This is a genomic window from Mesorhizobium sp. WSM4840 (genome assembly GCF_055811755.1).
In genome coordinates, this window is the sequence record NZ_JBVVQD010000006.1 from 54,762 (window position 1) to 76,608 (window position 21,847).

Annotated in this window: 19 protein-coding genes; 10 read left to right on the top strand and 9 right to left on the bottom strand. The window is 60.4% G+C overall.

Annotated elements, in window-relative coordinates; all coding sequences use genetic code 11:
- Positions 1-17: 17 nt before the first annotated feature.
- The 3 genes from AC0L3I_RS10690 to AC0L3I_RS10700 form a co-directional block, all read right to left on the bottom strand.
- On the bottom strand, positions 18-1,541 hold the full coding sequence (locus AC0L3I_RS10690; protein ID WP_473526848.1) for a xylulokinase: 1,524 nt from the start codon (positions 1,539-1,541) through the stop codon (positions 18-20).
- 88 nt (positions 1,542-1,629) lie between these two features.
- Entirely contained in the window at positions 1,630-2,583 is a 954-nt protein-coding gene (locus AC0L3I_RS10695; protein WP_473526849.1) for a shikimate dehydrogenase family protein, read from the bottom strand.
- Positions 2,584-2,656: 73 nt separating this feature from the next.
- Entirely contained in the window at positions 2,657-3,298 is a 642-nt protein-coding gene (locus AC0L3I_RS10700) for a glucose-6-phosphate isomerase (protein ID WP_473526850.1), read from the bottom strand.
- Positions 3,299-3,629: 331 nt separating this feature from the next.
- Between AC0L3I_RS10700 and AC0L3I_RS10705 the strand changes: the two genes are divergently transcribed.
- From AC0L3I_RS10705 to AC0L3I_RS10750, 10 genes are all read left to right on the top strand, one after another.
- On the top strand, positions 3,630-4,007 hold the full coding sequence (locus AC0L3I_RS10705) for a hypothetical protein (protein ID WP_473526851.1): 378 nt from the start codon (positions 3,630-3,632) through the stop codon (positions 4,005-4,007).
- Between the two features lie 204 nt (positions 4,008-4,211).
- Positions 4,212-4,418, top strand: coding sequence for a hypothetical protein (locus AC0L3I_RS10710; protein ID WP_473526852.1), 207 nt, complete (start codon positions 4,212-4,214; stop codon positions 4,416-4,418).
- A gap of 96 nt (positions 4,419-4,514) precedes the next feature.
- Entirely contained in the window at positions 4,515-4,874 is a 360-nt protein-coding gene (locus AC0L3I_RS10715) for a hypothetical protein (protein WP_473526853.1), read from the top strand.
- Positions 4,875-6,004: 1,130 nt separating this feature from the next.
- Positions 6,005-6,319 (top strand): hypothetical protein, encoded by a 315-nt coding sequence (locus tag AC0L3I_RS10720; protein WP_473526854.1) that lies wholly within the window; start codon positions 6,005-6,007, stop codon positions 6,317-6,319.
- 1,449 nt (positions 6,320-7,768) lie between these two features.
- Entirely contained in the window at positions 7,769-8,428 is a 660-nt protein-coding gene (locus AC0L3I_RS10725; RefSeq protein WP_473526855.1) for an orotidine 5'-phosphate decarboxylase / HUMPS family protein, read from the top strand.
- On the top strand, positions 8,371-8,919 hold the full coding sequence (locus AC0L3I_RS10730) for an SIS domain-containing protein (RefSeq protein WP_473526856.1): 549 nt from the start codon (positions 8,371-8,373) through the stop codon (positions 8,917-8,919). Before AC0L3I_RS10725 ends, AC0L3I_RS10730 begins: the two co-directional genes overlap by 58 nt.
- Before the next feature lie 521 nt (positions 8,920-9,440).
- The gene (locus AC0L3I_RS10735) at positions 9,441-10,913 is read left to right on the top strand and encodes an ABC transporter substrate-binding protein (RefSeq protein WP_473526857.1); all 1,473 of its coding nucleotides are present in this window, start codon (positions 9,441-9,443) and stop codon (positions 10,911-10,913) included.
- A 92-nt stretch (positions 10,914-11,005) separates the two neighbouring features.
- A complete protein-coding gene (locus AC0L3I_RS10740; RefSeq protein ID WP_473526858.1) occupies positions 11,006-12,124 on the top strand; it encodes a carbohydrate ABC transporter permease in 1,119 nt (372 codons plus the stop codon).
- Complete coding sequence (locus AC0L3I_RS10745) at positions 12,121-13,167, top strand: carbohydrate ABC transporter permease (protein ID WP_473526859.1); 1,047 nt, start codon at positions 12,121-12,123, stop codon at positions 13,165-13,167. Before AC0L3I_RS10740 ends, AC0L3I_RS10745 begins: the two co-directional genes overlap by 4 nt.
- 5 nt (positions 13,168-13,172) lie before the next feature.
- Positions 13,173-14,246 (top strand): ABC transporter ATP-binding protein, encoded by a 1,074-nt coding sequence (locus AC0L3I_RS10750; RefSeq protein ID WP_473526860.1) that lies wholly within the window; start codon positions 13,173-13,175, stop codon positions 14,244-14,246.
- Positions 14,247-14,357: 111 nt separating this feature from the next.
- Here the strand turns inward: AC0L3I_RS10750 and AC0L3I_RS10755 are convergent, their stop codons facing one another.
- From AC0L3I_RS10755 to AC0L3I_RS10780, 6 genes are all read right to left on the bottom strand, one after another.
- Positions 14,358-15,866 carry a tripartite tricarboxylate transporter permease gene (locus tag AC0L3I_RS10755; RefSeq protein WP_473526861.1) on the bottom strand — a complete coding sequence of 503 codons (1,509 nt, stop codon included), beginning with the start codon at positions 15,864-15,866 and terminating at the stop codon, positions 14,358-14,360.
- A 10-nt stretch (positions 15,867-15,876) separates the two neighbouring features.
- The gene (locus AC0L3I_RS10760; RefSeq protein WP_473526862.1) at positions 15,877-16,350 is read right to left on the bottom strand and encodes a tripartite tricarboxylate transporter TctB family protein; all 474 of its coding nucleotides are present in this window, start codon (positions 16,348-16,350) and stop codon (positions 15,877-15,879) included.
- Between the two features lie 86 nt (positions 16,351-16,436).
- Positions 16,437-17,414, bottom strand: a complete 978-nt coding sequence (locus AC0L3I_RS10765) for a tripartite tricarboxylate transporter substrate-binding protein (protein ID WP_473526863.1) — start codon at positions 17,412-17,414, stop codon at positions 16,437-16,439.
- A 266-nt stretch (positions 17,415-17,680) separates the two neighbouring features.
- The gene (uxuA, locus tag AC0L3I_RS10770; RefSeq protein WP_473526864.1) at positions 17,681-18,913 is read right to left on the bottom strand and encodes a mannonate dehydratase; all 1,233 of its coding nucleotides are present in this window, start codon (positions 18,911-18,913) and stop codon (positions 17,681-17,683) included.
- Positions 18,914-19,129: 216 nt separating this feature from the next.
- Positions 19,130-20,236 (bottom strand): glycosyltransferase, encoded by a 1,107-nt coding sequence (locus AC0L3I_RS10775; protein WP_473526865.1) that lies wholly within the window; start codon positions 20,234-20,236, stop codon positions 19,130-19,132.
- Positions 20,237-20,244: 8 nt separating this feature from the next.
- Complete coding sequence (locus AC0L3I_RS10780; protein WP_473526866.1) at positions 20,245-21,810, bottom strand: GumC family protein; 1,566 nt, start codon at positions 21,808-21,810, stop codon at positions 20,245-20,247.
- Positions 21,811-21,847 lie beyond the last annotated feature (37 nt).

Below are 21,847 nucleotides of genomic sequence, written 5' to 3' on the forward strand. Positions count from 1 at the left end.
GGCAGGCCTGAGATGCGTCACGGCTGCGTCGGCCGCGTGGCGGCCGCCAGGGCGTCGATGTCGTCGTAGAGCGCCTGGCTGTGATAGTAGAGCTTGTCGAAAACGGGTTGGGTGCGCCTGTAGGTCTCGGCCCATCTGGGGTCCGGCAGGATTTCGGCGCCGTAGCTCACGAAGCGCTTGGCCGCCTGTTCGACGCGCGAGAAGCGGCCTGTCGCCGTCGCGGCCATCGCGGCACAGCCGACAATGCCGCATTCGGGCTCCCGCGGGACCAGGATCGGAATGTTGAAGGCACTCGCCTTGATCTTTAGCCAGAGTTCGGTGCGCGCCCCGCCACCCGCGGCGATGACGCGCTCCAGCGGCTTGTTTGACGCATGTTCCATGATGCGGATGTGGCGCGTCATGGCAAAGGCGATGCCTTCCAGGATCGAGCGGTGCAGATGCTCCATGCCATGCCCGGCGCCCAATCCGAAGAACTGTGCGCGGGCGTTGCGATGGCGCCCCAGGCGCTCGCCGGTGAGAAAGGGCATGAACAGCAGTGCGTCGCAGCCGGCAGGTGCCTCGGCGGCGCGGGCGACGATCTCGTCATAGGACAGCGTGTTGCCGTGGAAGGCACGGCGTGCCCAGCGCATGCCGTCGCCGCCGGTCTCCAGCAGCACGAATTGCGCCCAGTTGCCTTCGATCGTCGCAACGTTCGAGATTTCCGGGTCAAGCAGTGGCTTCTCCGCGATCGCCGTGATGATAGCGCCCGTGCCGGTGCTGTCGGAACCCATTCCCGGCCGACAAGCGCCTGAGCCGAGCAGTGCCACCGGATAGTCGGCGCCGCCGACCAGCACGGGGGTTCCAGACCGCAGGCCGGTGTCGCGCGCCGCCTGTTCGGTGACGTGGCCGACAACATCCAGCGGGTTGCGGATCGGCGGCAGCTTGCCTACGTCCAGACCCATGCGCTCGATCATCACCGGCGACCAGTCGAGCCTCTCTGGGTTCATGAGGAAGCTACAGGACGCGTCGCCTCTATCCATGGCAATCTCGCCGGTCAGCCGATAGTTGATGTAATCCTTCGGCATGATGGCGACTGCGCTGCGGGCGTATGCGGCGGGATCGTTGTCTCGGACCCATTGCAGTTTGAAGCCCGGCCATGCGGGGGTCGGCGTGTTGCCGCTTTCGGGCAGGTAGCTGTCCGGCTCGTTCGCTTCCTCGAAGCGACGGACGAGATCGATGGTGCGCTTGTCGTTCCAGAGCGGTGCTGTGTCGCGAGTCAGCGCTCCGTTCGCGTCGAGCAGGACCAGCCCGTGCATCTGCCCGCAGACGCAGATGGCGGAGATGTGTTCGCGGGCGCCATCGACGCGGTCCAGCACCGTCTTGACGCTCGTTCGCGCACCCTCCCACCAGTCGACCGGCCGCTGTTCTGCCCAGCCGAATTCCGGCACGATCTGGTCGTGCTCTCGCGACGCAAGTTCAAGGATCTCGCCGGTGACATCGATCAGTGCGGCGCGGACGCTGCCGGTGCCGACATCGATGGCGAGGAAAAGCTCGCCGCTCATTTCGGGAGAGTCCTGAGATGGGCAAGCATGAGACCCTCTGTCTATTGGTCAGAGCGAGCGCGGCATGACGAGAATGCGTCCCACGGCATCAGCCTTTCGCCGCTTCGATGGCGATGCGCGACATGTCGTCGAAATCCGGCCCCGACACCGGGATCGCGATGTTGAAGACCTCTGCGATCACCTGCGTCCAGCCATGCAGGAAATACGTCCAACCGTCCTCGATCTGCAACTGCTGTCGGGCCTGCTGCCGCCTGGCCTGGTCGAGGAAGATCAGGTCGCCGCGATAATTGAGATCCCAGGCAATGCCGCGCTTAGGGAATATGGCATCATCGGTGATCGGCGAGCCTGAGGCGTCCTTGCCAAGCCCGGTCGCGTTGATCACCAGTGAGCCTGGTTTCAGCGCCGCCAACGCCTCATCATTGATCTCGGGTCTGTCTGCCAGGACATACTCGATCTTGACCGTCGACATCATGTCTCTGTGGATGCGCTCGATTTCATCGAGACGCGGCTGCGAACGGTCGGTGACAATGATGCGCGAAGGCAAATCGGCGCCACGCTCCTTGCGCATCAGGTGCCAGGTGATTGCTATCGTCGATCCGCCGGCGCCCATGGACAGGACTTCGGCGCCGGTGTCCGCAAAATATCCCGCCGGAATGAAGCCGTCTATCGCAAGGCCGGAAGAGATCGGATCCTTGGCATGACAGATCAGCTTGCCGCCCCGCTTCGACAGGCAGCTGGTCTCGTGCATCAGGCGGGCGTGCGGGTCGATCACGTCGAACAGGTCGCGCGCTGCGTTGAAAAGATCGATCTTGTGCGTGGTGACGAGCGCGCCAAGCGACAGCGGGTCGGATTTTATGAAGGAGACGACCTCATGGTAGGCCTGCGGATCGGCATGGAGTGGAAAGTCGATGCCCTTGAGAACCGCATCCTTCAGCCCGAGGTGGCGTGTCCATGCCGGGAAAACCCGCATGATCGAGCTGCTCCTCGTCGTGACGCCGATAAAATAGAATGTCGGCTGGGTAGCCGGCCGGTAGCGGCTCATTCGCCACTCTCCCGGATTTCCTTCGCGCGCAGCGCAGCACTGCGAAGTGAAGCAGCGATCTCGAAGCGAGCCTTCATGCCGGCGCCGTGCCGGATTGTTGCCCATAGAGGGCGGAGATCAGCTTTGCGTCACGCGGTCGCCAATCCGGGTTGTCGACTTGCCTCCAGCCTCCATCGCTGGCGACGACGCGCGAGCGCATGCCTCCCGATCTCGCGATGATCTCGTAGTCCTGCCCTGAATCGGCCGGGTAGCAGAACAGCATCACCAGATCGTCGTCCCCGACATTGATCGAGCGGTGGATCCAGAACGGCGGAACATAACAGACGGTCTGGGCATCGACCGGCACGATGCGAACCTCGCCCTCCAGCGACTCCATCAGCATGAGACCGTGCCCTTTCTGTCCGTAATAGATTTCGGGCCGGTCGGCCTGGTTGTGGATATGACCGCGCGTCATGAAATACTCGTCGCCGACTTTGCCGGGCGCCATGCGCGTCACGCCGAAAATCAGGTCGCCCGACTGCTCGGTCGGCCGGAACTCGGAGACCTCGTAGGCGATGCGCTCGCCCCATGTCGCGCGCATGGCTTCGAACGTCGCGGCGTCGGCGTAGAGCCCGTCCAGATCGCGGAAGCGCTTCTGGTAGCTGCCGGTTGCATTTGCCATCGCACCGGTCGACAGGTCGACCTTGCATCCAATGGGCTCAAACAATCTCGTCAAAGGACTGCCTCATATTGCATTGCATGTGGCATCGGCGCTGATCTGGCCCGCACCTCCTGATTTCAACAATAACCACACTTGCTTTGCAGGGTACGATTTGCTCTCCCTATGCAGACCAGCCTGGAGGTTGCTGGATTATGGCAGATTTCGACCACGAAGCACACGACAGTGGGTTGGGCGGCATGCCGCACCCGCTGTCTTAAGCAATCCTGGAGAGCCGCCTTGCTCCTCCAAGTCGCCTTCGACAAGCCGGAACACCTGGCCCTGCTCTAGCCGCCGGCTGCTCAGTCGCTTGGCGCCCTATTTTGCGCATGGGGCCGGAGCGGCCACTGTGGACCGCTGGTCGATGCCGTGCCGACGGCACGCCGTCCACAGACGCGGAATTCGTGGCGCCGCCGAATACGCCGGGTCACTTATCGACCTGCAGCGGCTGCGGCAGGACCTGGCCATGGCCGAACTGTTCGAGCGCGCTAGCCTGCTCAAATCGCCGGTAGCCGGCGGCGTGCAGCAATTGGAGCTCAACACGCTGGGCGAAGTGGTGCAGACTGGCCAAAAGCTGATGGTGATCGTGCCGGATGGCACGGCGCTCGAAATCGAGGCGATGCTGCTCAACCGCGACAAGGGTTTTGTCAACGAAGGGCAGGATGTGCGGGTCAAGCTCGAAGCTTTCCCCTTCACCAAATATGGCACCTTGCCGGCAAGGTTCTGACTGTGTCCAACGATGCCATCCCGGCCGGTGCGCCGGAGGCATCAGCGGCCAAGGAAGAAGCCGCGGGCGATGCTGCCGGGCCGCTGGTGTTCCCGGTGAGGATCGCGCTCAACAAAACCTCGATTAGGGGAAAGTTTGGGCTTTTTATAAGTCAACTAGACCGTAAATGCAGATAAAAATAATTAAGATCAAAGGGGGCCGACTATGACTGGATCAAGGAACACAGGTGGGTCTAACGCTGCTCAGGCCCAAGCGCTGGCAGCACATTCCCTGGACGCACGCGACGACAGGAACGCGGCAGAGGCTGCCCGCCAAGCCGGTATTACCAAAAGCACCAACATCTTCGGCGACCACGGGTACAAGACTGATGTCGCCATGGCCGAGGCGGAGCGGCGCGCCGGCGTTCCATGAGAGGCGTGCTTGGGCATGGGGCGCCGGCACGGTCAGTATGTCAATTTTGATAACTTAGGTCGGTGAAAGAATAATTTGAATCGAAAGAATGACTGGATGAAAAATGTAAAATTGTGCATAGCCACTGGTTTTTCTGTTTGCTTCATGTCGCTGGTTATTTCAGTACTTGGGTATGTTGGTTTCTTGGATGAAATATGCGCGTGTGATAATGGAAACAACGACAGATTTCAAATATCGATTCTGATTTCTGGAATTTTTTCACTGGTGTCTGGTGTGGAGCTCGTCGGTATCATGCGTAACCCAAACATTAGTGGGGCGCACTACCGACAGGACCAGAACCCTAAAGGGTTACATATGAGAGTATTGCTGCTTGCAGCTGTAATGTCTACTTTTGTAACCGCGACAATCGTTTGTCCTCAAATATCTGCTAAACTAGGAATAGGCAATGTCTGTTAGCTTAGAAGCAAGAAGTGTCGTCGGTGGTATTTGGGGATGGCCTTTTTTGGCCAACGGTGACAGTGCACTTTTTCCCATGTTTGCCCGGCTGTGGCTGCGTGTAGATCGAGCGCATAGCTCGACCTGCAGTAAGCATCGCCGATGTCGGCACCTGGGCGGCCGGTGGACAGCGAAGCACTTCCGGCCAGGCGCCGAGCAAACCGGAAAAGCCATGAAATGGGGAACCCGGCAGGCGGAAAGAAAAAATGGTGCACTGTCACCGCATTTTCCTTTTTTGTCGGTTTTGCAGCGTAATGTTGTGCCTCCACCGGAGTGGGGCGCTGTGCGTCTAATTTTTCCTGGAAACTGGATTCCACGCATATGCGGCCAAAGAGAGTAGGTTTCTATGCCTGGCTTCTTCTTTTTGGCGTATGTCTCTCGATCCAAGCCTGTGGCAGCGGACGTAGCGGGCAGTCTGTCTCCAGTCAGGATTCGGCTTGCACTGACGAAGAAGTAGTGAGTGCGATACAGGGTAATGGCGGTAAATTCATATTTAGCATTTCCCATCTAAAGGCATTCCTTTCAAAGTATAAAGTTTGCGAATTTCGAAAAAATGTGGAGATTCCTATTTTTACTAGAAAAAATATTGAATTTACGTTGCGTCATGATGTAAAAATAAATACTAAATATGAGGGAGGCAATTTTTCTGGTTGTGTAGAACGTAGATTGGACGCATTTCCACCAGACAGGTATATCGTTTGTTTCGGGCAAGGTCATGAGGGCTGGAGAAAAGTAGATGGATAAGAGCTATTCGATCAGCGTTGGTACGTTCTCCCTACCCTGGGATTACGGTGACAGTGCACTTTTCCCCATGTTTGCCCGGCTGTGGCTGTGTGTAGATTGAGCACAGGGCTCGACCTGCAGTAAGCGTTGCCGATGTCGGCACCTGGGCGGCCCGTGGACTGCGAAGCACTTCCGGGCCAGGTGCCGAGCAAACCGGAAAAAGCCATGAAATAGGGAAACGCGGCAGCCGGAAGCGGCAGCATTTCCAAAAGGATTGGCAGGGTCAATCTAAATCGCATCTCGCAACGGCTTGCACCAAAGCAAAATTTTCGGCAAGTTCCCCGCGTCTTAGGAGAGGGCTAACAACAATGAAGTTATCTTACCTTGGGATAATGCCGGTCGCAGCAATAGTGATTTGCGTAAACGCATTCGTTTCAACCGCCGCCCACGCCAACTCGGTTGCCTTCGATCACGGATATCAGATGGCGGCTTATTTGTTTTGCTCTCAATCAATTTATAACGACAAGCGTTTTGGTGACTTCATTGTTGAGAACATGAAGTATGACAAAACTAAAGAGTACAAACGTGGCGTTGTCGCTCTGAAAGCCGCACTCAAAGGCAAACGCCCTAGCAAAGTGTGCTTCGATGCCGCTCGCGCCAGCGGTTCGTGGACCGCCCGCTGATGGCCTCCAGCCTCATCGAACTCGGCCTTTAGTTGGTTGCTTATCGGCTTGCTTGATTCTGCGTTCCGGCTAATTCCTGCCAATATTCTGGCACCGATGCGTGCTTTGCCATCCCTGCGGGCCCGTGCGCCATACATCCAGGCGTGGTGGCGCAAGCTGGCGGTGAGATCATGCACGCGATCTGGAGCGACTGCACGTTCTATGTCGGCGATCCGGAATTACGGTGACAGTGCACTTTTTCCCATGTTTGCCCGGCTGCGGCTGTGTGTAGATCGAGCGCATGGCTCGACTTGCAGTAAGTGTCGCCGATGTCGGCACCTAGGCGGTCCGGGAGACAGCGAAGCACTTCCGGGCCAGGTGCAGAGCAAACCGGAAAAACATGAAATATGGAAACGCGGCGGGCGGAAGAAGAAAATGGTACACTGTCACCGTAATTCCAAGGAAACGGATCGGTTACTGCAGGCATGGGGTACGAAGTAGCATAGGTGGCGGATACGTTATTGATGATCAGTAATATAGTTCGTATTATTTCAATTAGTTGCTATGATTGTAATAGAGAATCATTGCGAATTTATTATTCGTTTTATGCATTACCAAAGTTGTCAATTATAGATGGATTTTAATAGTTGGTGGTTTCAGATTGGCCAAACTGGTTCAGTTACATTTTCATCGGCTTTGTGTTGTTTGCTTTATTTTGGCTTCTATTGGGCACTTGGCAACAAAATAAACTTGCGCGACGAGCTGAACATTGGCCCATCGTCGAGGTTACAGTGGTTGAAAGGTTATTTCTTTCTGCTGACCCAACTACTTACAGGTATAAGGTAAGCTACGAATTCAAAGGGCTTGAGTACGTAAGCGTAGCAGAAAACTTCTTTGATAAGGATAACACAGACAAATATGTCGGAGACAATATCAATATAAAAGTGGATCCTAGCGACCCTAATTTGTGCGTCCTGTACTCATAGGTCACTCCAGAAAAACAGGTGACGGAAAATGGAAAATTACTCGGTTAATTCTGGAGTTACTATCGGGAGTTCTCCAGAGAAAGGATTTCAAGTTGATAATTTCTCTCTAAATTTCAAGATGATTTTTTAGCCCTCTCTTATCGAGCCGGGTGCTGCCACGGTTCGAGTGGAAGTCGGTGCGGGTGTTTTCCGATCCCGGGCTGCAGCAAAGTATAGCGGCGGTTTCGTCACCCAGGGGTAGTTTGATGTTGGAATTGGAGGGAAATTGAGAGACTTTGCTGGCTCTTTCGGGAATGGGCGCCTTGGAGCACTATTAGATTGGGCTAATATAGGCGCCTACGTGGGGTACGATTTGCTCTCCCTATGCGGACCAGCCTGGAGATTGCTGGATTATGGCAGATTTTCGACTACGAAGCACACGACAGTAGGTTGGCCGTTATCGTCATGCCGCATCCGCTGTCTTAAGCAATCCGAGAGAACCGCCTTGCTCCTCCAAGTCGCCTTCGACAAGCCTGAACACCTGGCCCTGCTCCCGCAGATGAAGGCGTTCGCCGACATTGTCGAGATCGGCACGCCGTTGCTGAAACGCCTTGGCCTTTCCGCCATCGCCACGGCGCGCGAGCTCTGCCCTGAAGTCATGGTGCTGGCCGATACCAAAACCGTCGACGGCGGCCAGCTTGAGGCTGATATGGTATTCGGCGCCGGTGCCGCATTCATGACGGTGCTGTCGTGTGCTTCGTCCGCCACGCATGAGACGGTGGGAAGACGTGCCGCCGCCTTCGGCGCGACGGTCATCGTCGATACCATCACCGAGGCGGGCAGGGCAGAATTGCTTCCCTTGAATGCTGTCTTCCCCGAAAGCTTCGGCTACATCGCGGTCCACTCGCCAACCGATGCGCGGCTGGCGGGCAACACCTCCACGTCACATATCGACGCCGTGAGAAAGATGCATGATCGCGGCTTTCTGGTTTCGCTCGCCGGCGGGATCGGCCCCGACACGCTGGAAGCGGTGATCGCAGTCGAGCCTGAAATCCTGGTGGTGGGCAGCGCCATCACAGAATCCGCAAGTCCGAAAGAGGTAGCCCGATGGATTCGCGACAGATTGCCCAATCCAGGCCGTGGCTGGCTGTGGGACAGGAGATAACCGACGTTCTTGGCCGGATCGACGCCGACGCCTTTGCAAGGCTGGTGCAGGCGTTCGATGACCCCCACCAGCGATGGTTCTTTTCCGGTCAGGGACGCTCCGGCCTTGTCGCGCAGATGGGTGCGATGCGCTTCATGCATCTTGGCCGAACGGTGCATTTCGTCGGTGAGGTATCGGCGCCATCGATCCGCAAGGGCGATGCGCTGCTGATCGTCTCCGGCTCTGGAGAGACGCCGGTCAGCACAGGCTTTGCCCGCATCGCCAAGGCGGAGGGCGCCAAGGTCGTTACGCTGACGCATAAGCCGGCCGGGACCCTGGCCGGCATTGCCGATGTCACGCTGCATGTCCCTGTCGGGGAATCGAAACAGTTTGGCGGCAGCCTGTTCGAGCAGTCCTGCCTCATCCTGCTCGACAGCATTGTGCTCGGCCTGGCGCAGCAGATACCCGAAGCGCACAAGCTGATGTTGCAGCGCCACACCAACCTGCAGTGACGCCCATGCCGACGGTGGTGTGCACCTCACGCAAGATCTAGTTCTCGACACAGTGATTTTGACAGATCGGCGATCGGCAGCGAACGTCAATCATTTCGTTCAGTGGAACGGAAACTTGGAGATTAGCCCGAAACTTCCCTTCGCTTCGCCCTAGGATGACGAAAGTGTAGTAGCGTGTGGCTAATCTCCAGCGTCAGAGATGGTGGCTGCAGGCCGGCCGGCAGCGCGACGGTCAGTCAAAAAACCAAATCCCCTGCGCAGAGCAACTAGCGGTCTCCCGTCGGCGCGCTCAAAGCCGCTGCGCAGCCCAGGGTCACGCCCGAGGCATGCTTTTGGGCGTAGCGCGGAAGCCCCGCTGGGCACCTCAGCTTCCCTAGCGGCAAGGCACTGGACTCGCTGCGCGATGCCGATATTGTGCTTGAGGAGCGTTGGTGCCGTGCTCTGGCGACGGCAGCCGACGGGAGATACCGGCGGCTTGGTTTTCGCAGGAACAAGTCCCGGTCAACACGGGAGGAAGTCTGATGAGAATTGGGGTCTTTCTGGCCGGCTTTTCGGCTTTTGCCGCGCTGGTTGGCGCGCCTGCCTTTGCCCAGGACAAGCCGTTTGCGGGAGTTACCGTGAACGTCATTACGCAGACCGGTGCGATTCAGGAACCGCTGCAGAGGCGCGCGCCCGAGTTCGAAGCGCTCACCGGCGCCAAGATCAATGTCATCGCGGTGCCCTTCTCGGATCTCTATCAAAAGATTCTCACCGACTGGGCGAGCGGCACCAACTCGGTCGACGCCGGCGTGTTCGCCCCGCAATGGATGGTCGACTACATTGCCGGCGGCTACCTCGAGGACCTGACGCCGCGGGTCGAGGCGGACAAGGACATCCAGCAGGAGGATGTGGGCGCGTTCTTCCGGGACTTCTCCGAGAAGTACAGCGGCAAAACCTACATGATCACGCTCGATGGCGACTTCCACATGATGTACTACCGCAAGGACGTGCTGGAAGCGGCCGGCCTGGCGGTGCCGAAAACCTGGGACGAGTATCTCGAAGTCGCCAAGGCCACGCACGGCAAGGACATGAGCGGCGATGGCACGCCGGATTTCGGCTCGTGCATCGCCAAGAAGCGCAACGCGCAGAGCTACTGGTTCGTCACCGATGTGGTCGGCTCGATGACCCAGTCCAAGGGAACCAGCCAGGGCACCTTCTTCAACACCAAGGACATGACGCCGCTCGTCAACAACGACGCCTTCCGCAAGGCGCTCGACTTCCTGTCTGAATCGACCAAATACGGCCCGCCGGACGAGCTGAACCTCGACGTCAGCGATACAAGGCCGCTCTTCGCTTCCGGCCGCTGCGCGCTGAACCTCGACTGGGGTGATGTAGGCACGATCTCGATCGATCCGGCCCAGTCCAAGGTGATGGGCAAATGGGGCGCGGCGATCATGCCTGGATCCAAGGAGGTCCTGAACTGGGACACCGGCAAGCTCGAGGCCTGCACGGCCGATAACTGCCCGCACGCGATCGACGGCGTGAACCACGCACCATTCGCTGCCTTTGGCGGCTGGGGCGGCGGCATCAACGCGGCGGCCGATCCTAAGGTAAAGGACGCCGCCTACGCCTATTTCTCGTTCATGACGCAGCCGGCACAGTCGAACGCCGATGTGACCGTCGGCGGCACCGGCTTCAACCCGTATCGTATCTCACAGCTCAGCTATAGCGACCTTTGGAAGAAGGCCAATATGAGCGAGGATGAGGCTAAAGTGTACCTGGGCGCGATCAACGACAGCATGAGCAGCCCGAACATGATCCTTGACCTGCGCATCCCACAAAATCAGAAATACCAGCAGGTCGTGCTCGACGAGGCGGTCTCGCGCTTCCTCGCCGGCGAAATCGACAAGGAAGCGACCGTCGCGGCGGTCGAGGAAGGCTGGAATGAGCTGAACGAAGAGATTGGCAAAGACAAGCAGCTCGAACTTTACAAGGCGACCATCGGCGCCAAATAGGCAGCCAAGCAATCGACCCGGCGTGGCATCGATCCGCGCCGGGTCTCATGCCTGCCCCACTTTCCCGGGTTATGATGACCGCAACCGACACTATGCCAGAAGCTGCCGACCGCCGCAGCTGGGCCGAATGGCTGGACGGTCACTCGGGCAGGATCATGGTGCTGCCAGCCGTCGTCGTGCTTCTCTGCTTCGCGATTTTTCCGCTCATCATCTCGGCCTATCTCGCGCTTTCGCGCTTTGCGCTCGCGCCGGGCGGATTCACGCTGAAATTCATCGGACTTGTGAACTTCCGCAAGCTGCTGGTCGGTTCGCAGCAGTATCACCTGCTCGGCAAGTTGGGCACGTTCGGCTTTGTCCAATCCGCAGTGCTGGCGTGGATCGCGGCAGGGCTGCTGTTTCTTCTCGCCCGCTATCTCTGGCGTGGCAGGCCGACCATCGCCGGTGTGGTTGGTCGCCTTCTCGCGACGGCAATGGCAATGGGCCTGGCGATCCTTGCGCTGGCCACCATGGCGCCGGGCGGCGTGCCAGGGACTGTCGTCAACACGCTTCTCTACGTGTTCGTCGGCGTTTCCGTGCAGTTCGCACTGGGGCTGGGCCTCGCACTCCTCTGCGGCCAACCTATCCGCGGCCGGAATTTCTTTCGCGTCCTCTTCTTCATCCCGCTGATGGTAACCCCGGTCGGCATCGCCTACACGTTTCGCATGCTCGCCGACATGCAGAAGGGACCCTTCGCCCCGCTCGTGCGCGCTTTCGGCATCAGCGAGTGGTCGTGGGCCACAGAGGCCTGGTCGGCGCGACTCATGGTGTTGGTCGGCGACACCTGGCAGTGGACGCCGTTCATGTTCATCGTGCTGCTGGCGGCCATTGAGAACCAGCCGCGCGATCAGGTCGAGGCGGCGCGGCTCGACGGAGCCAACGGCTTCCAGATTTTTCGCGACATAACTTGGCCAGCGATCGCGCCGATTGCCGCTACCGTCGTGCTGATCCGGCTTATCGAGGCTTTCAAGATCATCGACCTGCCGAACGTGCTCACCGGCGGCGGCCCTGGCCTGGCAACGGAATCAATGACGCTCCATTCCTTCATTTCCTGGCGCACTCAGGATCTCGGCGGCTCGGCCGCTGTCGGCTACATGCTCCTCTTCATCTCGACCATCGTATGCGTCTCGTTCTTCAACTTCGTGGTCCGGCCGGCGCGCCGGTTCGAAGCATGAGCGCCGACCCGCGCTCACTGGCGCGCCGGCTGTTCGAGCCGGCTTCGATCGACAGCCAGGCGCCGGTCGCCAGGGTCGTGACCTATGCGCTGCTGTTCCTGTGGGCGCTGGTCGTGGTGATTCCTCTCTACTGGGTGTTGATCACCTCCTTCAAGGGGCCTGGCGAGGTCGACAATGGGCCGTTCTATCTCCCGTTCGTCGACTTTGCCCCTTCGCTGCAGGCATGGGATTTCATGCTCGTGCAGAACTACACGCTGCGCCCTTATATGAATTCGGTCGTCGTCGCGGTGGCCAGCACGCTGCTCGCCGTCCTGATCGGCTCGCTGGCGGCCTACGCTCTCGTGCGTATCCGCTTTCAGGTGAAGCTCGCCGCCGTTGGAATCTTCCTGGCCCTGCTCACCGCAATCATCGTGGCGGTGGCCACTTTCGGCGTGCGGTGGGAGATTGCCATTGTCGTGGCGGCCGCTCTCTTCATCATTGCGCTGTTCACGCTCGTTGGACGCACGAAGCTTGCGGTCGGCAATAACGACATCGAGTTCTGGATCATCTCGAACCGCATCATGCCGCCGATCGTCGCCGTGTTGCCGATCTACGTGATGTTCCAGCAGATGCGCCTGCTTGACACACAGGTGGCGCTGATCGCCACCTACACCGCCATCAACTTGCCGATCGTCGTGTGGCTGACGCGCGATTTCTTCGCCGGCATCCCGCTCGACCTTGAGGAGAGCGCACAGATAGACGGAGCCTCCAAGTTCCGCGTGTTCTTCACCATCGCGCTGCCGCTGGTGCGGTCCGGCTTGGTCGCGACCTTCCTGCTGGTGCTGATCCTTGCCTGGAACGAGTATCTGCTGGCCCTCTTCCTTTCCAATGTCGATGCGCAGACGATGCCGGTACTGGTATCAGCACAGAACACGACGCGCGGGCCGCAATGGTGGAACATGTCGGTGTTGATCACCGTGATGATCGCCCCGGTGATCGTCATCTCCAGCATCCTGCAGAAGCACATCGCGCGCGGGCTGCTGGTCGGCGCAGTGAAGGGCTAGTCAATATGCGGGTCACCCTGTCCGATATCTACAAGTCCTTCGGCGCGGTCGAGGTGGTCAAGGGGCTCGACCTGGAGATCGAGGACGGCGAGTTCCTGGTGCTGCTCGGCCCTTCGGGCTGCGGCAAGACGACGGCGCTGCGCATGGTGGCCGGGCTTGAATCGGTGAGTTCCGGCCGCGTCCTCATTGGCGACCGCGACGTCACCCACGTGCTGCCCAAATATCGCGATGTGGCGATGGTGTTCCAGTCCTACGCGCTCTATCCGCACATGACCGTCGCGGAGAACATCGCATATCCGCTGAAGCTGCGGGGCGTGCCGCGAACCGAACGCGACGCCTCCGTCCGCAGCGCCGCCGTCAAGGTCCATCTTGAGGAGTTCCTCGACCGCTATCCGCGGCAGCTTTCCGGCGGTCAGCGGCAGCGCATCGCACTCGCCCGCGCCATGGTGCGGCGGCCGAGCGTCTTCCTGATGGACGAGCCGCTCTCCAATCTCGATGCCAAGCTGCGCGGCCACATGCGCTCGGAGCTGAAACGCCTGCAGGCCGATCTGGGCGTTACGACGATCTACGTCACCCACGACCAGATCGAGGCCATGACCCTGGCTCACCGTGTTGCCATCATGAACCGCGGCGTCGTGCAGCAGATCGCGACGCCCCGACAGATCTATGACGATCCGGCGAACCTGTTCGTCGCCGGCTTCATCGGCTCGCCGCCGATGAATTTTCTCCAGGGCGAGCTGGTCGAGGGGACCTTCGCCTGCGCGGAAGGACGATTTGCGACCAGCGTTGCCGAAAGCCGGAACAAGGTCACTGCCGGCATCCGGCCCGAGGATTGCCGGGTCACTGACCCATCTGGGGGCAAGATCGCGGCGCGGGTCTACGCTGTGGAACTGATCGGCGATCATACCTTGATCACCTGCCAGTTCGGTGGCGCCACCGTGACCGTGAAGGCCGATAAATCGGCGCATTACGATATGGATGAGCCGATCGGCATCACCTTCCAGGATACTGCCGTCTTTCTGTTCGATTCGGAAACCGGAGCCCGCATCGGCCGCGGCCGTGGACAGGCGGCCGCGTGACTCTCGCTAAAGCGCGTCGCGGCTGAATGGATTCAATGCGACGCGCTTTAAGTTCTTGTTTTTATGCATGTCGTTATCGCAAAACCGCTGCGCACTTTTGCGCGACATACATTAATTCTCCTCCACGAACACCTCTTCGCGCTTCTTCTTGACTGCCGGCAGGAAGACGATGACGAGGACGGCGAACGCGATGAAAAGCAGGCCGGCGCTGATCGGCCTCGTCACGAAGGTGGTCGGGTCGCCGCGCGCGAGAATCATGGCGCGGCGCAGGTTTTCCTCGAGCAGCGGCCCGAGCACGAAGCCGAGCAGCAGCGGCGCGGGTTCGCAGCGCAGCTTGGTAAGGAGATAACCGAGCAAGCCGAAGAAGGCGACGGCGTAGAGGTCGTAAATGTTGGTGTTGACGCTGTAAACGCCGATCGAGCAGAACGCCATGATGATCGGGAAGAGCACGTAATAGGGGATCGTCAGGAGTTTTACCCAAAGCCCGATCAGCGGCAGGTTCAAGATGATCAGCATCAGATTGCCGATCCACATCGAGGCGATAATGCCCCAAAACAGCGCCGGCTGTTCGATCGCGACATTGGGGCCGGGCACGATGCCCTGGATGATCATCGCGCCGATCATCAGCGCCATTACCGGGTTGGCCGGAATGCCGAGCGTCAGCATCGGGATGAAGGAGGTCTGCGCACCGGCATTGTTGGCCGATTCCGGTCCGGCGACGCCTTCGACGGCGCCCTTGCCGAATTCCCCGGGGTTTTTCGATATGCGTTTTTCGACCGTGTAGGAGGCAAAGGCTGCAAGGATCGCGCCGCCTCCAGGCAGGATGCCGAGCGCCGAACCGATGATGGTTCCGCGCACGATGGGCGCCGCCATGCGCCGAAAGTCCTCGCGGGTCGGCATCAGGCCGGAGACCCTTCGGATCATCACGGAGCGCTCGTGCTCGTTTTCGAGGTTGCGCAGTATCTCGGCGACGCCGAAGACGCCGACCGCCACCGCGACGAAATTCAGCCCGTCGGCATATTCGCTGATGCCGAGCGTGAAGCGCGGCGTGCCGGTGTAGATGTCGGTGCCGACAATGCCGAGCAGCAGGCCGAGCACGACCATCGCCAGCGCCTTGACAATCGAGCCGTGGGCGAGCGCGACGGACGAGACAAGGCCGACGATCATCAGCGAAAAATACTCGGCAGCGCCGAATTGCAGCGCGATCGCCGTCAGCGGCGGGGCAAAGATGGCGACGAGGAAGGTCGACACCGTGCCGGCGAAGAACGAGCCTATCGCCGCGATCGCGAGTGCCGCCCCGGCGCGGCCGTTCTTGGCCATCTGGTAGCCGTCGATTGCGGTGACGGCTGACGAGGATTCTCCAGGCATGTTGATGAGAATGGCGGTGGTCGAGCCGCCATATTGCGCGCCGTAATAGATGCCGGCGAGCATGATAAGGGAGGAGACCGGGTCGCCGATCTGGAAGGTGATCGGCAACAGCATGGCGATGGTCGCGGTGGCGCCGATGCCGGGCAGGACGCCGATCAGCGTGCCGAGAAGGACGCCGATCAGGCAGAAACCGAGATTTACCAGCGTCGTTGCCGTCGAAAAGCCGAGCGCGAGGTTGTCGAGGAGTTCCATGTTCATCGCCTCACAATGCCAGCCATGAAGGGAGCCACGGGCCGAAGCGCCGGAACGGCAGGCCGAGCGCGTAACTGAAGACGAGGAACGCAAACAGCGTCAGGCCGGCAGAGAGCACGAGCGCGGTCAGCGGCCGCATGCGGCCGCTGGCAAAGGATGCGATCAGCGCCGTCAGGAAGATCGAGGGGAGGAAGCCGAGGCCGCGCACGGTCAGGCCGAAGAAGATCGGGGCAGGGAGGATGAACAGCATGCCGCGCCAGGCTACATGGCCGATCGGCTCGCTCTCGAAGCGCACCGCTTCGACGAGGATGACGGCGCCAAGCAGGATCAGCACGATCGCCAGGACCAGCGGGAAATAGCCCGGTCCCATGCGGAAGGCGGTGCCGATTTCGAGGCCGAGCGACTGCAGCGCGAAAAATCCGCCGAGGAAGATGAACAGCGCGGCGCATATGCCGTTGGTCGTGTCGATCGTGAAAGGTTTCATGACGTCCTCCCAGGCCCGCGCCGCGGGCGCGCCGATGCCGGTGTGAAAAAAACGAGGCGCTGGTGGGCGCCCCGTTTGTGAAAACCTCAGTCAGCGTACTGGCCGGCGGCTTCGATGATCGGCTTCCAGCGCGTGATCTCGCCTTCCAGCTTGGCCTTCAGCGCGGCCGGTGTCGCGTCGGCGTCGGACGACGGCTTGGTGCCGAGTTCGGCGAAGCGGGCGGCGACATTCGGGTCCTTCAGCGCGACCTGAAGCGACTTCGACAGGCGTTCGGTGACCTCGGCCGGCGTGCCCTTGGGCGCGTAGAGGCCGTGCCAGATGCCGACCTGCACCTCAGGGAGACCGGCTTCCGTCGTCGTCGGGACATCCGGCAGAACATCGAGGCGTTCGGGCGAGGTGACGGCATAGGCCTTGATCGTGCCGCCCTGGATCTGCTTGGTGGTATTGGTCGTCTGATCGCACATGATGTCGACCTGACCGCCGAGAAGATCGGTCATGGCCGGGCCGGTGCCTTTGTAAGGCACGGTGACCAGAGGGGTGCCGATGGCGCTCATGAACAGCATGCCGCACAGATGCGAGGCCGCGCCTATGCCGGCGTTGGCGACGGTGACGGTATCCTTGTTGGCCTTGGCGTAGTCGACCAGCCCCTTCAGATCGGTCGGCTCGAGGTCCTTACGGCCGACGATGGTCATCGGCACCTCGGTAACGAGGCCGACATATTCGAAGCTGTTCAGCGTGTCGTATGCGAGCTTTCTGTATAGCGTCGCGCTTGTCGCCATGCCGATGTGATGGAGGAGCAGCGTATAGCCGTCGGGATCGGCTTGCGCGACGCGTCCGGCGCCCAGCGTGCCGCCGGCGCCGCCGACATTCTCGACGATGATCTGCTGGCCGAGATCCTTCGACATGGCTTCCGCGACGAGGCGCGTGACCGTGTCGGTCGGGCCGCCGGCCGAAAACGGCACCACGACGGTGATGGTGCGTTCGGGATAGGTTTGCGCCCCCGCGGCGAACGAATACAGCGTGACGGCTGCGGCGGCGGCCAGAGCGGCGGCGAATTTTCTCATCTTGATTTCCTCCCAGGATATGAATTCCCAACCGCTGCCTAGAGTACCTCTCAACAGCGGCTGTGGTGGAGTAATAACTAGCGCAAGCTAGCGGATTGCAATCGGTCGCAAACCGCAAACTGCGATTATGCACAGCCGTCCGCGCAAAATGGGTGAAAGTGACATCGAGCCGGAGGTGGGTTGCGGGTGCGGGTGCCTATGGTCGAAAACTGATGGCTGTCCGTTTGGCGAATATCGGTTGAGGGCTCTCTGTGCCCTTCTCCAGACTATGAGGTAGAAGTGGAGATCGGCTCGCCTGATACCGAGTAGCGAATGGCATGTTCGACGCCGCGAAGTTCGGCCAATCCCTTGAGCCGACCGATTGCCGGATAGCCGGGCTGGGCCCCACGCGTCAGGTCATCGAGGATATCCTGGCCATGGTCGGGGCGCATCGGGATGACGGCGTCCTGGCGTCCTTCCTTCTTGCGCCGCGCTTCCTCGTGGATCAGCGCCGCCACCACCGCCACCATGTCGGTGTCGCCGGCAAGATGCTCGTCCTCGTGGAAAGAGCAGGGGGTGCCGGCCGCTTCCTTGCGCACATTGCGCAGATGCGCGAAGTGGATTTTTGGTCCCATCCGCTCGATCATGCCGGGCAGATCATTATCCGGTCTTGCGCCGAGCGATCCCGTGCACAGTGTCGCGCCGTTGGCCGGGCTGTCGACTGCGTCCAGAATGTACCTGTAGTCGGCCTCGGTCGACATGACGCGCGGCAGGCCCAGCAGCGGAAACGGCGGATCATCGGGATGGCAGCAGAGACGCAGGCCGAGGCGTTCGGCCGTAGGCACGACCTCCGCCAGGAAATCGACGAAATGCCGGCGCAGGGTTGTTGCGTCGATGCGGTCATAACTTGACAGTTGAGCCGCGAGACCGTCGAGAGACGTGTCTTCGGTCGAACCTGGCAGACCGGAATTGACGCTTCTCGCCAGGATCTTCCGCGCACCGTCATCCATCTGCGCGTATCGCCGCTCCGCCTCGGAGAGGATCTCCGGTGTGTAATCGCCGAGCGCCCCTTGGCGTTTCAGGATATGGATGTCGAATGCGGCGAAGGCGATCAGATCGAAGCGCATGGTGGTGCCGCCATGCGGCAGGCGCCAGGCAAGATCGGTGCGCGTCCAATCCAGCACGGGCATGAAATTGTAGCAGATGACCGAAATGCCGGCCCGCGCCAGGTTTTCCAGCGATGTAATGTAGTTGGCAATATGGCTGCGCCACTCGCCGACCTGCGTCTTGATCGCTTCGGAAACCGGCAGGCTCTCGACAATCTCCCAGTTCAGATCGCTTGCGCTTCCATCCGGCAAAGACGCGACTTCGCGCTGACGTCTTTCGATTTCGGCGGGCAGCCAGACGGCGCCGTGAGGAACGTGGTGAAGCGCCGAGACGATGCCTTGCGCCCCGGCTTGACGCGCATCCGCGATCGTCACCTTGTCGACCGGGCCGAACCAACGCCACACATGTCTCATTCGAACACTCCGTTAAAAACGAATCGCCATGCGGTCCTACGCCCGCGCTTCCTGCCGCGGTGACCGACCCGCTGCTCCCCTTCATCGGCTGCTATCAGATTCCAATGTATCTGACACCCATCCTGCTCGGCCGGTCAACGGCGATGCACTGATGCTGATCCATCGACGCAAATGGCGATAGCGCTGCCTCAACGAACGCAGCGCGAAATTCCCTGGCTAGAGCAGCGCTTCGTACAGATCGCCGATCTTCTCACCTTCGAAATCCGCTGCCCTGTTTTTCAGGATGGCGGCAGAAGTGGGGTGATCCAGCATATCAGCCATAGCCTTTGCCAGGGCCGCGGCATCGCCGACCGGCACCAAGGCGCCAAAACGCCCGTCACCGAGAATCTCGCGCGGGCCATGTGGCGCATCTGTGGAGACTACCGGGACACCAGCAGCCATGGCCTCGACCAACACATTGCCAAACCCCTCGCTCGTCGAGGAAAGGACGAACAGATCGGCTGCGGCATAGCAGGCCGCGGGGTCGTTGACGTAGCCAGCAAAGAGCACATCGGCGCCAATACCGGATTCCTGGACATAGGCGCGCAGCTCGGCAGCCAGCGGACCTTCGCCGAAGATGACAAGCCGAGCGCGGCGGCTGGCGCGCAGGATAGCGAAAGCCCGCAGCAAGGTCCGATGATCCTTGACCGGCACCAGGCGCCCGGCGGTGGCGATGACCGGGCCACCACCCATGGTCTCCAGCGTTGCCTGCCATGCATAGGAATCTTGCTGGAGCGCCGCAGCCGGCGGCAGCGGGTTGTTGATGACGACAACCTTGGATTGAGGAAAGCCGCGGGCCGCAATGTCGCGGCCGACACCCACTGAGACGGCGATGGCTTTGGTTGCACGCGCTGCAACCAGAGCGGAAAGCCAGACCGCTATTCTCGCGCCAAGGCTGCTGGAAGGCAGTGAGGCCGCTGCGTGGAAGCTTGGAAAGAACCGCGCTCGGCTTCGCGCCAGGAGAAGCGCCAGCGCCACGACCAGATTGGCAAATTCCGGGGCGCTATAGACCGCATGCGGACCAAGGCGGTTGAACAAACGTGCGCTTCGCACGATGCCTTTCAGCGTCGCCCACTTGCCGTAACCCTCGCCTCGGATGGGAAGGTCGAAATCGACCAGGTGCACGGCAGGGGAGCGCAGCGCGGCGTTAGGTCCTTCCGCGTTCCAGGTAAAAAGTGTGACATCGTGGCCACGCGATGCCAATTCATTCGCCATGAGGACGAAGACACGCTCGGCGCCGCCGCCCCTGAGACTGGCGATGTGAAAGACAATGCGCTTCGCCATGCCTGGATTCAGGCTCGGCTGACGTCGATGCCTGATCGGTTCGGCGGTTGGCGCACGTCGCGCACTATTCCCATGGCAAGGGCGAGCAGCATGCCTAGAGCAAAGCCAGCGAACGCTCCCAGGCCTGCCGTTAGCGGGGTGCGGGGCGGCCACGAGCGCCCCTTTGGCGGCACTGCGGTGGAAATCACCTGTACATTCGTGGTGTCGATCTGCTCGCGCTCGGTGATTTGGCGCGCGCGAGCCAGGAAGCTTTCATAGATCGTCCTCCTCGAGGCGGCATCGCGTTCAAGCTCACGCAGGGCGACCTGGGACTCGCTGTCGGTGAAAACATTGCTCTTCAGATCGTTCATTTTGGCGCTGAGAGAAGCCAATGAGGCGTTGGCCTTATCCAGGGTGGCTTTTGCCGTGCCGACCGTGCGGGAGAACTCTACCCTGAGTTGAGAACTGACGGTTTCGAATTCTGTCCTCAGCCTGACAATCGTCGGGTGGCGCGGACCAAAGGTCATGGACTGCGAATCGATTTGCTGCCGCAGGCCGTTTGCCTTGTCGCGCAGTGCTGCGAGTGCTGCCGAAACCGCGGGGTCAGGATTGGCTCCATTGACACCGGAAGCAACCAAGGCGTCGTAACTTGCCTGCGCAGCGATGACGCGCGATTGCGCCTCTCCAATTTCGCTATTGAGCTGCGTCATTGTCTGCGAACTGACAAGCTGGCCATTGCTGGAGGACAGGTTGTGGCTGCGCCTGTAGCTCTCGACCTTCTCTTCGGCCGCCTGCACGTCGCGCTTGAGTTGGCCGAGCCGGCCCTCAAGAGCAGCTGCGGCGCGGCTGGCACCAGCAGCTTCGGCCTTGGCCAGTTCGTCCTGGAAAACCTTTACTATGGCTTGCGAGATCAGGATCGCCTTGCCGGTGGTTTCTGCCGATACCGCGAGGGTTGTGACGAACGACGTTTCGTCTGCAGCGACGCTGACCCGCTCCGCAAGACTTTTTTGAGCAATAAGCTTCGGATCGAACTTGCCGCCATTCGCTGCAACGCCAGGCGTGGCGGCGCTCTGGTCCGGGTCGAAAAACTCCGGATCGTTGGTTAGACCGAGTTCGTCGACTACCCGTGCAAGCACGTTGCCCGAGGTCAAGATGCGCTGCTTGCTGCGCGCGTTGAGCAGTTGGCTATCGACCTGGCCCGGTTGCGAGTAGAGATCGTTTTCCACAACCTGCAAATTGGCGGGATTGATGAGGATTTCCGTCGTGACGGTATAACGCTGTTTGCTCAGCAACCCATAGGCGGCGCCGATGACGCCGCCGGCCACTGCCAGCATCAATGCCACGACGAGCCCGGCACGCAGCCAGACAAAAAGGCGTCGAAAATCGAGTTCAAGGAAATCGCCGATCTTGTCAAGCGTCACCGTCGGGACAGGCTCGGGTGTCTGCGGAGTGACAGGGGCGGGGGTGCGTGCCATGACTGGGGCATCCTGTTGCAGCCTTGCCCTGCTGGCGCGCCGCGCATTGGCGATCCGCTCGAGTGCGCTGATATCGGAATCCGCGGCAGAGGGAGGGGTTGTGCCGGAAGCGGCGGACATGGTGCTAACTCTGGTTATTCGCTTTGCGGGCCAGCAC

Bases quoted from the DNA above. Each gene is read 5' to 3' on its own strand.
- AC0L3I_RS10715 (WP_473526853.1), top strand. From the start codon at position 4,515: ATGAAAAATGTAAAATTGTGCATAGCCACTGGTTTTTCTGTTTGCTTC.
- AC0L3I_RS10740 (WP_473526858.1), top strand. From the start codon at position 11,006: ATGCCAGAAGCTGCCGACCGCCGCAGCTGGGCCGAATGGCTGGACGGT.
- AC0L3I_RS10775 (WP_473526865.1), bottom strand. From the start codon at position 20,236: ATGGCGAAGCGCATTGTCTTTCACATCGCCAGTCTCAGGGGCGGCGGC.
- AC0L3I_RS10745 (WP_473526859.1), top strand. From the start codon at position 12,121: ATGAGCGCCGACCCGCGCTCACTGGCGCGCCGGCTGTTCGAGCCGGCT.
- AC0L3I_RS10735 (WP_473526857.1), top strand. From the start codon at position 9,441: ATGAGAATTGGGGTCTTTCTGGCCGGCTTTTCGGCTTTTGCCGCGCTG.
- AC0L3I_RS10755 (WP_473526861.1), bottom strand. From the start codon at position 15,866: ATGGAACTCCTCGACAACCTCGCGCTCGGCTTTTCGACGGCAACGACG.
- AC0L3I_RS10690 (WP_473526848.1), bottom strand. From the start codon at position 1,541: ATGAGCGGCGAGCTTTTCCTCGCCATCGATGTCGGCACCGGCAGCGTC.
- AC0L3I_RS10710 (WP_473526852.1), top strand. From the start codon at position 4,212: ATGACTGGATCAAGGAACACAGGTGGGTCTAACGCTGCTCAGGCCCAA.
- AC0L3I_RS10760 (WP_473526862.1), bottom strand. From the start codon at position 16,350: ATGAAACCTTTCACGATCGACACGACCAACGGCATATGCGCCGCGCTG.
- AC0L3I_RS10780 (WP_473526866.1), bottom strand. From the start codon at position 21,810: ATGTCCGCCGCTTCCGGCACAACCCCTCCCTCTGCCGCGGATTCCGAT.
- AC0L3I_RS10765 (WP_473526863.1), bottom strand. From the start codon at position 17,414: ATGAGAAAATTCGCCGCCGCTCTGGCCGCCGCCGCAGCCGTCACGCTG.
- AC0L3I_RS10730 (WP_473526856.1), top strand. From the start codon at position 8,371: ATGGATTCGCGACAGATTGCCCAATCCAGGCCGTGGCTGGCTGTGGGA.
- uxuA (WP_473526864.1), bottom strand. From the start codon at position 18,913: ATGAGACATGTGTGGCGTTGGTTCGGCCCGGTCGACAAGGTGACGATC.
- AC0L3I_RS10720 (WP_473526854.1), top strand. From the start codon at position 6,005: ATGAAGTTATCTTACCTTGGGATAATGCCGGTCGCAGCAATAGTGATT.
- AC0L3I_RS10695 (WP_473526849.1), bottom strand. From the start codon at position 2,583: ATGAGCCGCTACCGGCCGGCTACCCAGCCGACATTCTATTTTATCGGC.
- AC0L3I_RS10750 (WP_473526860.1), top strand. From the start codon at position 13,173: ATGCGGGTCACCCTGTCCGATATCTACAAGTCCTTCGGCGCGGTCGAG.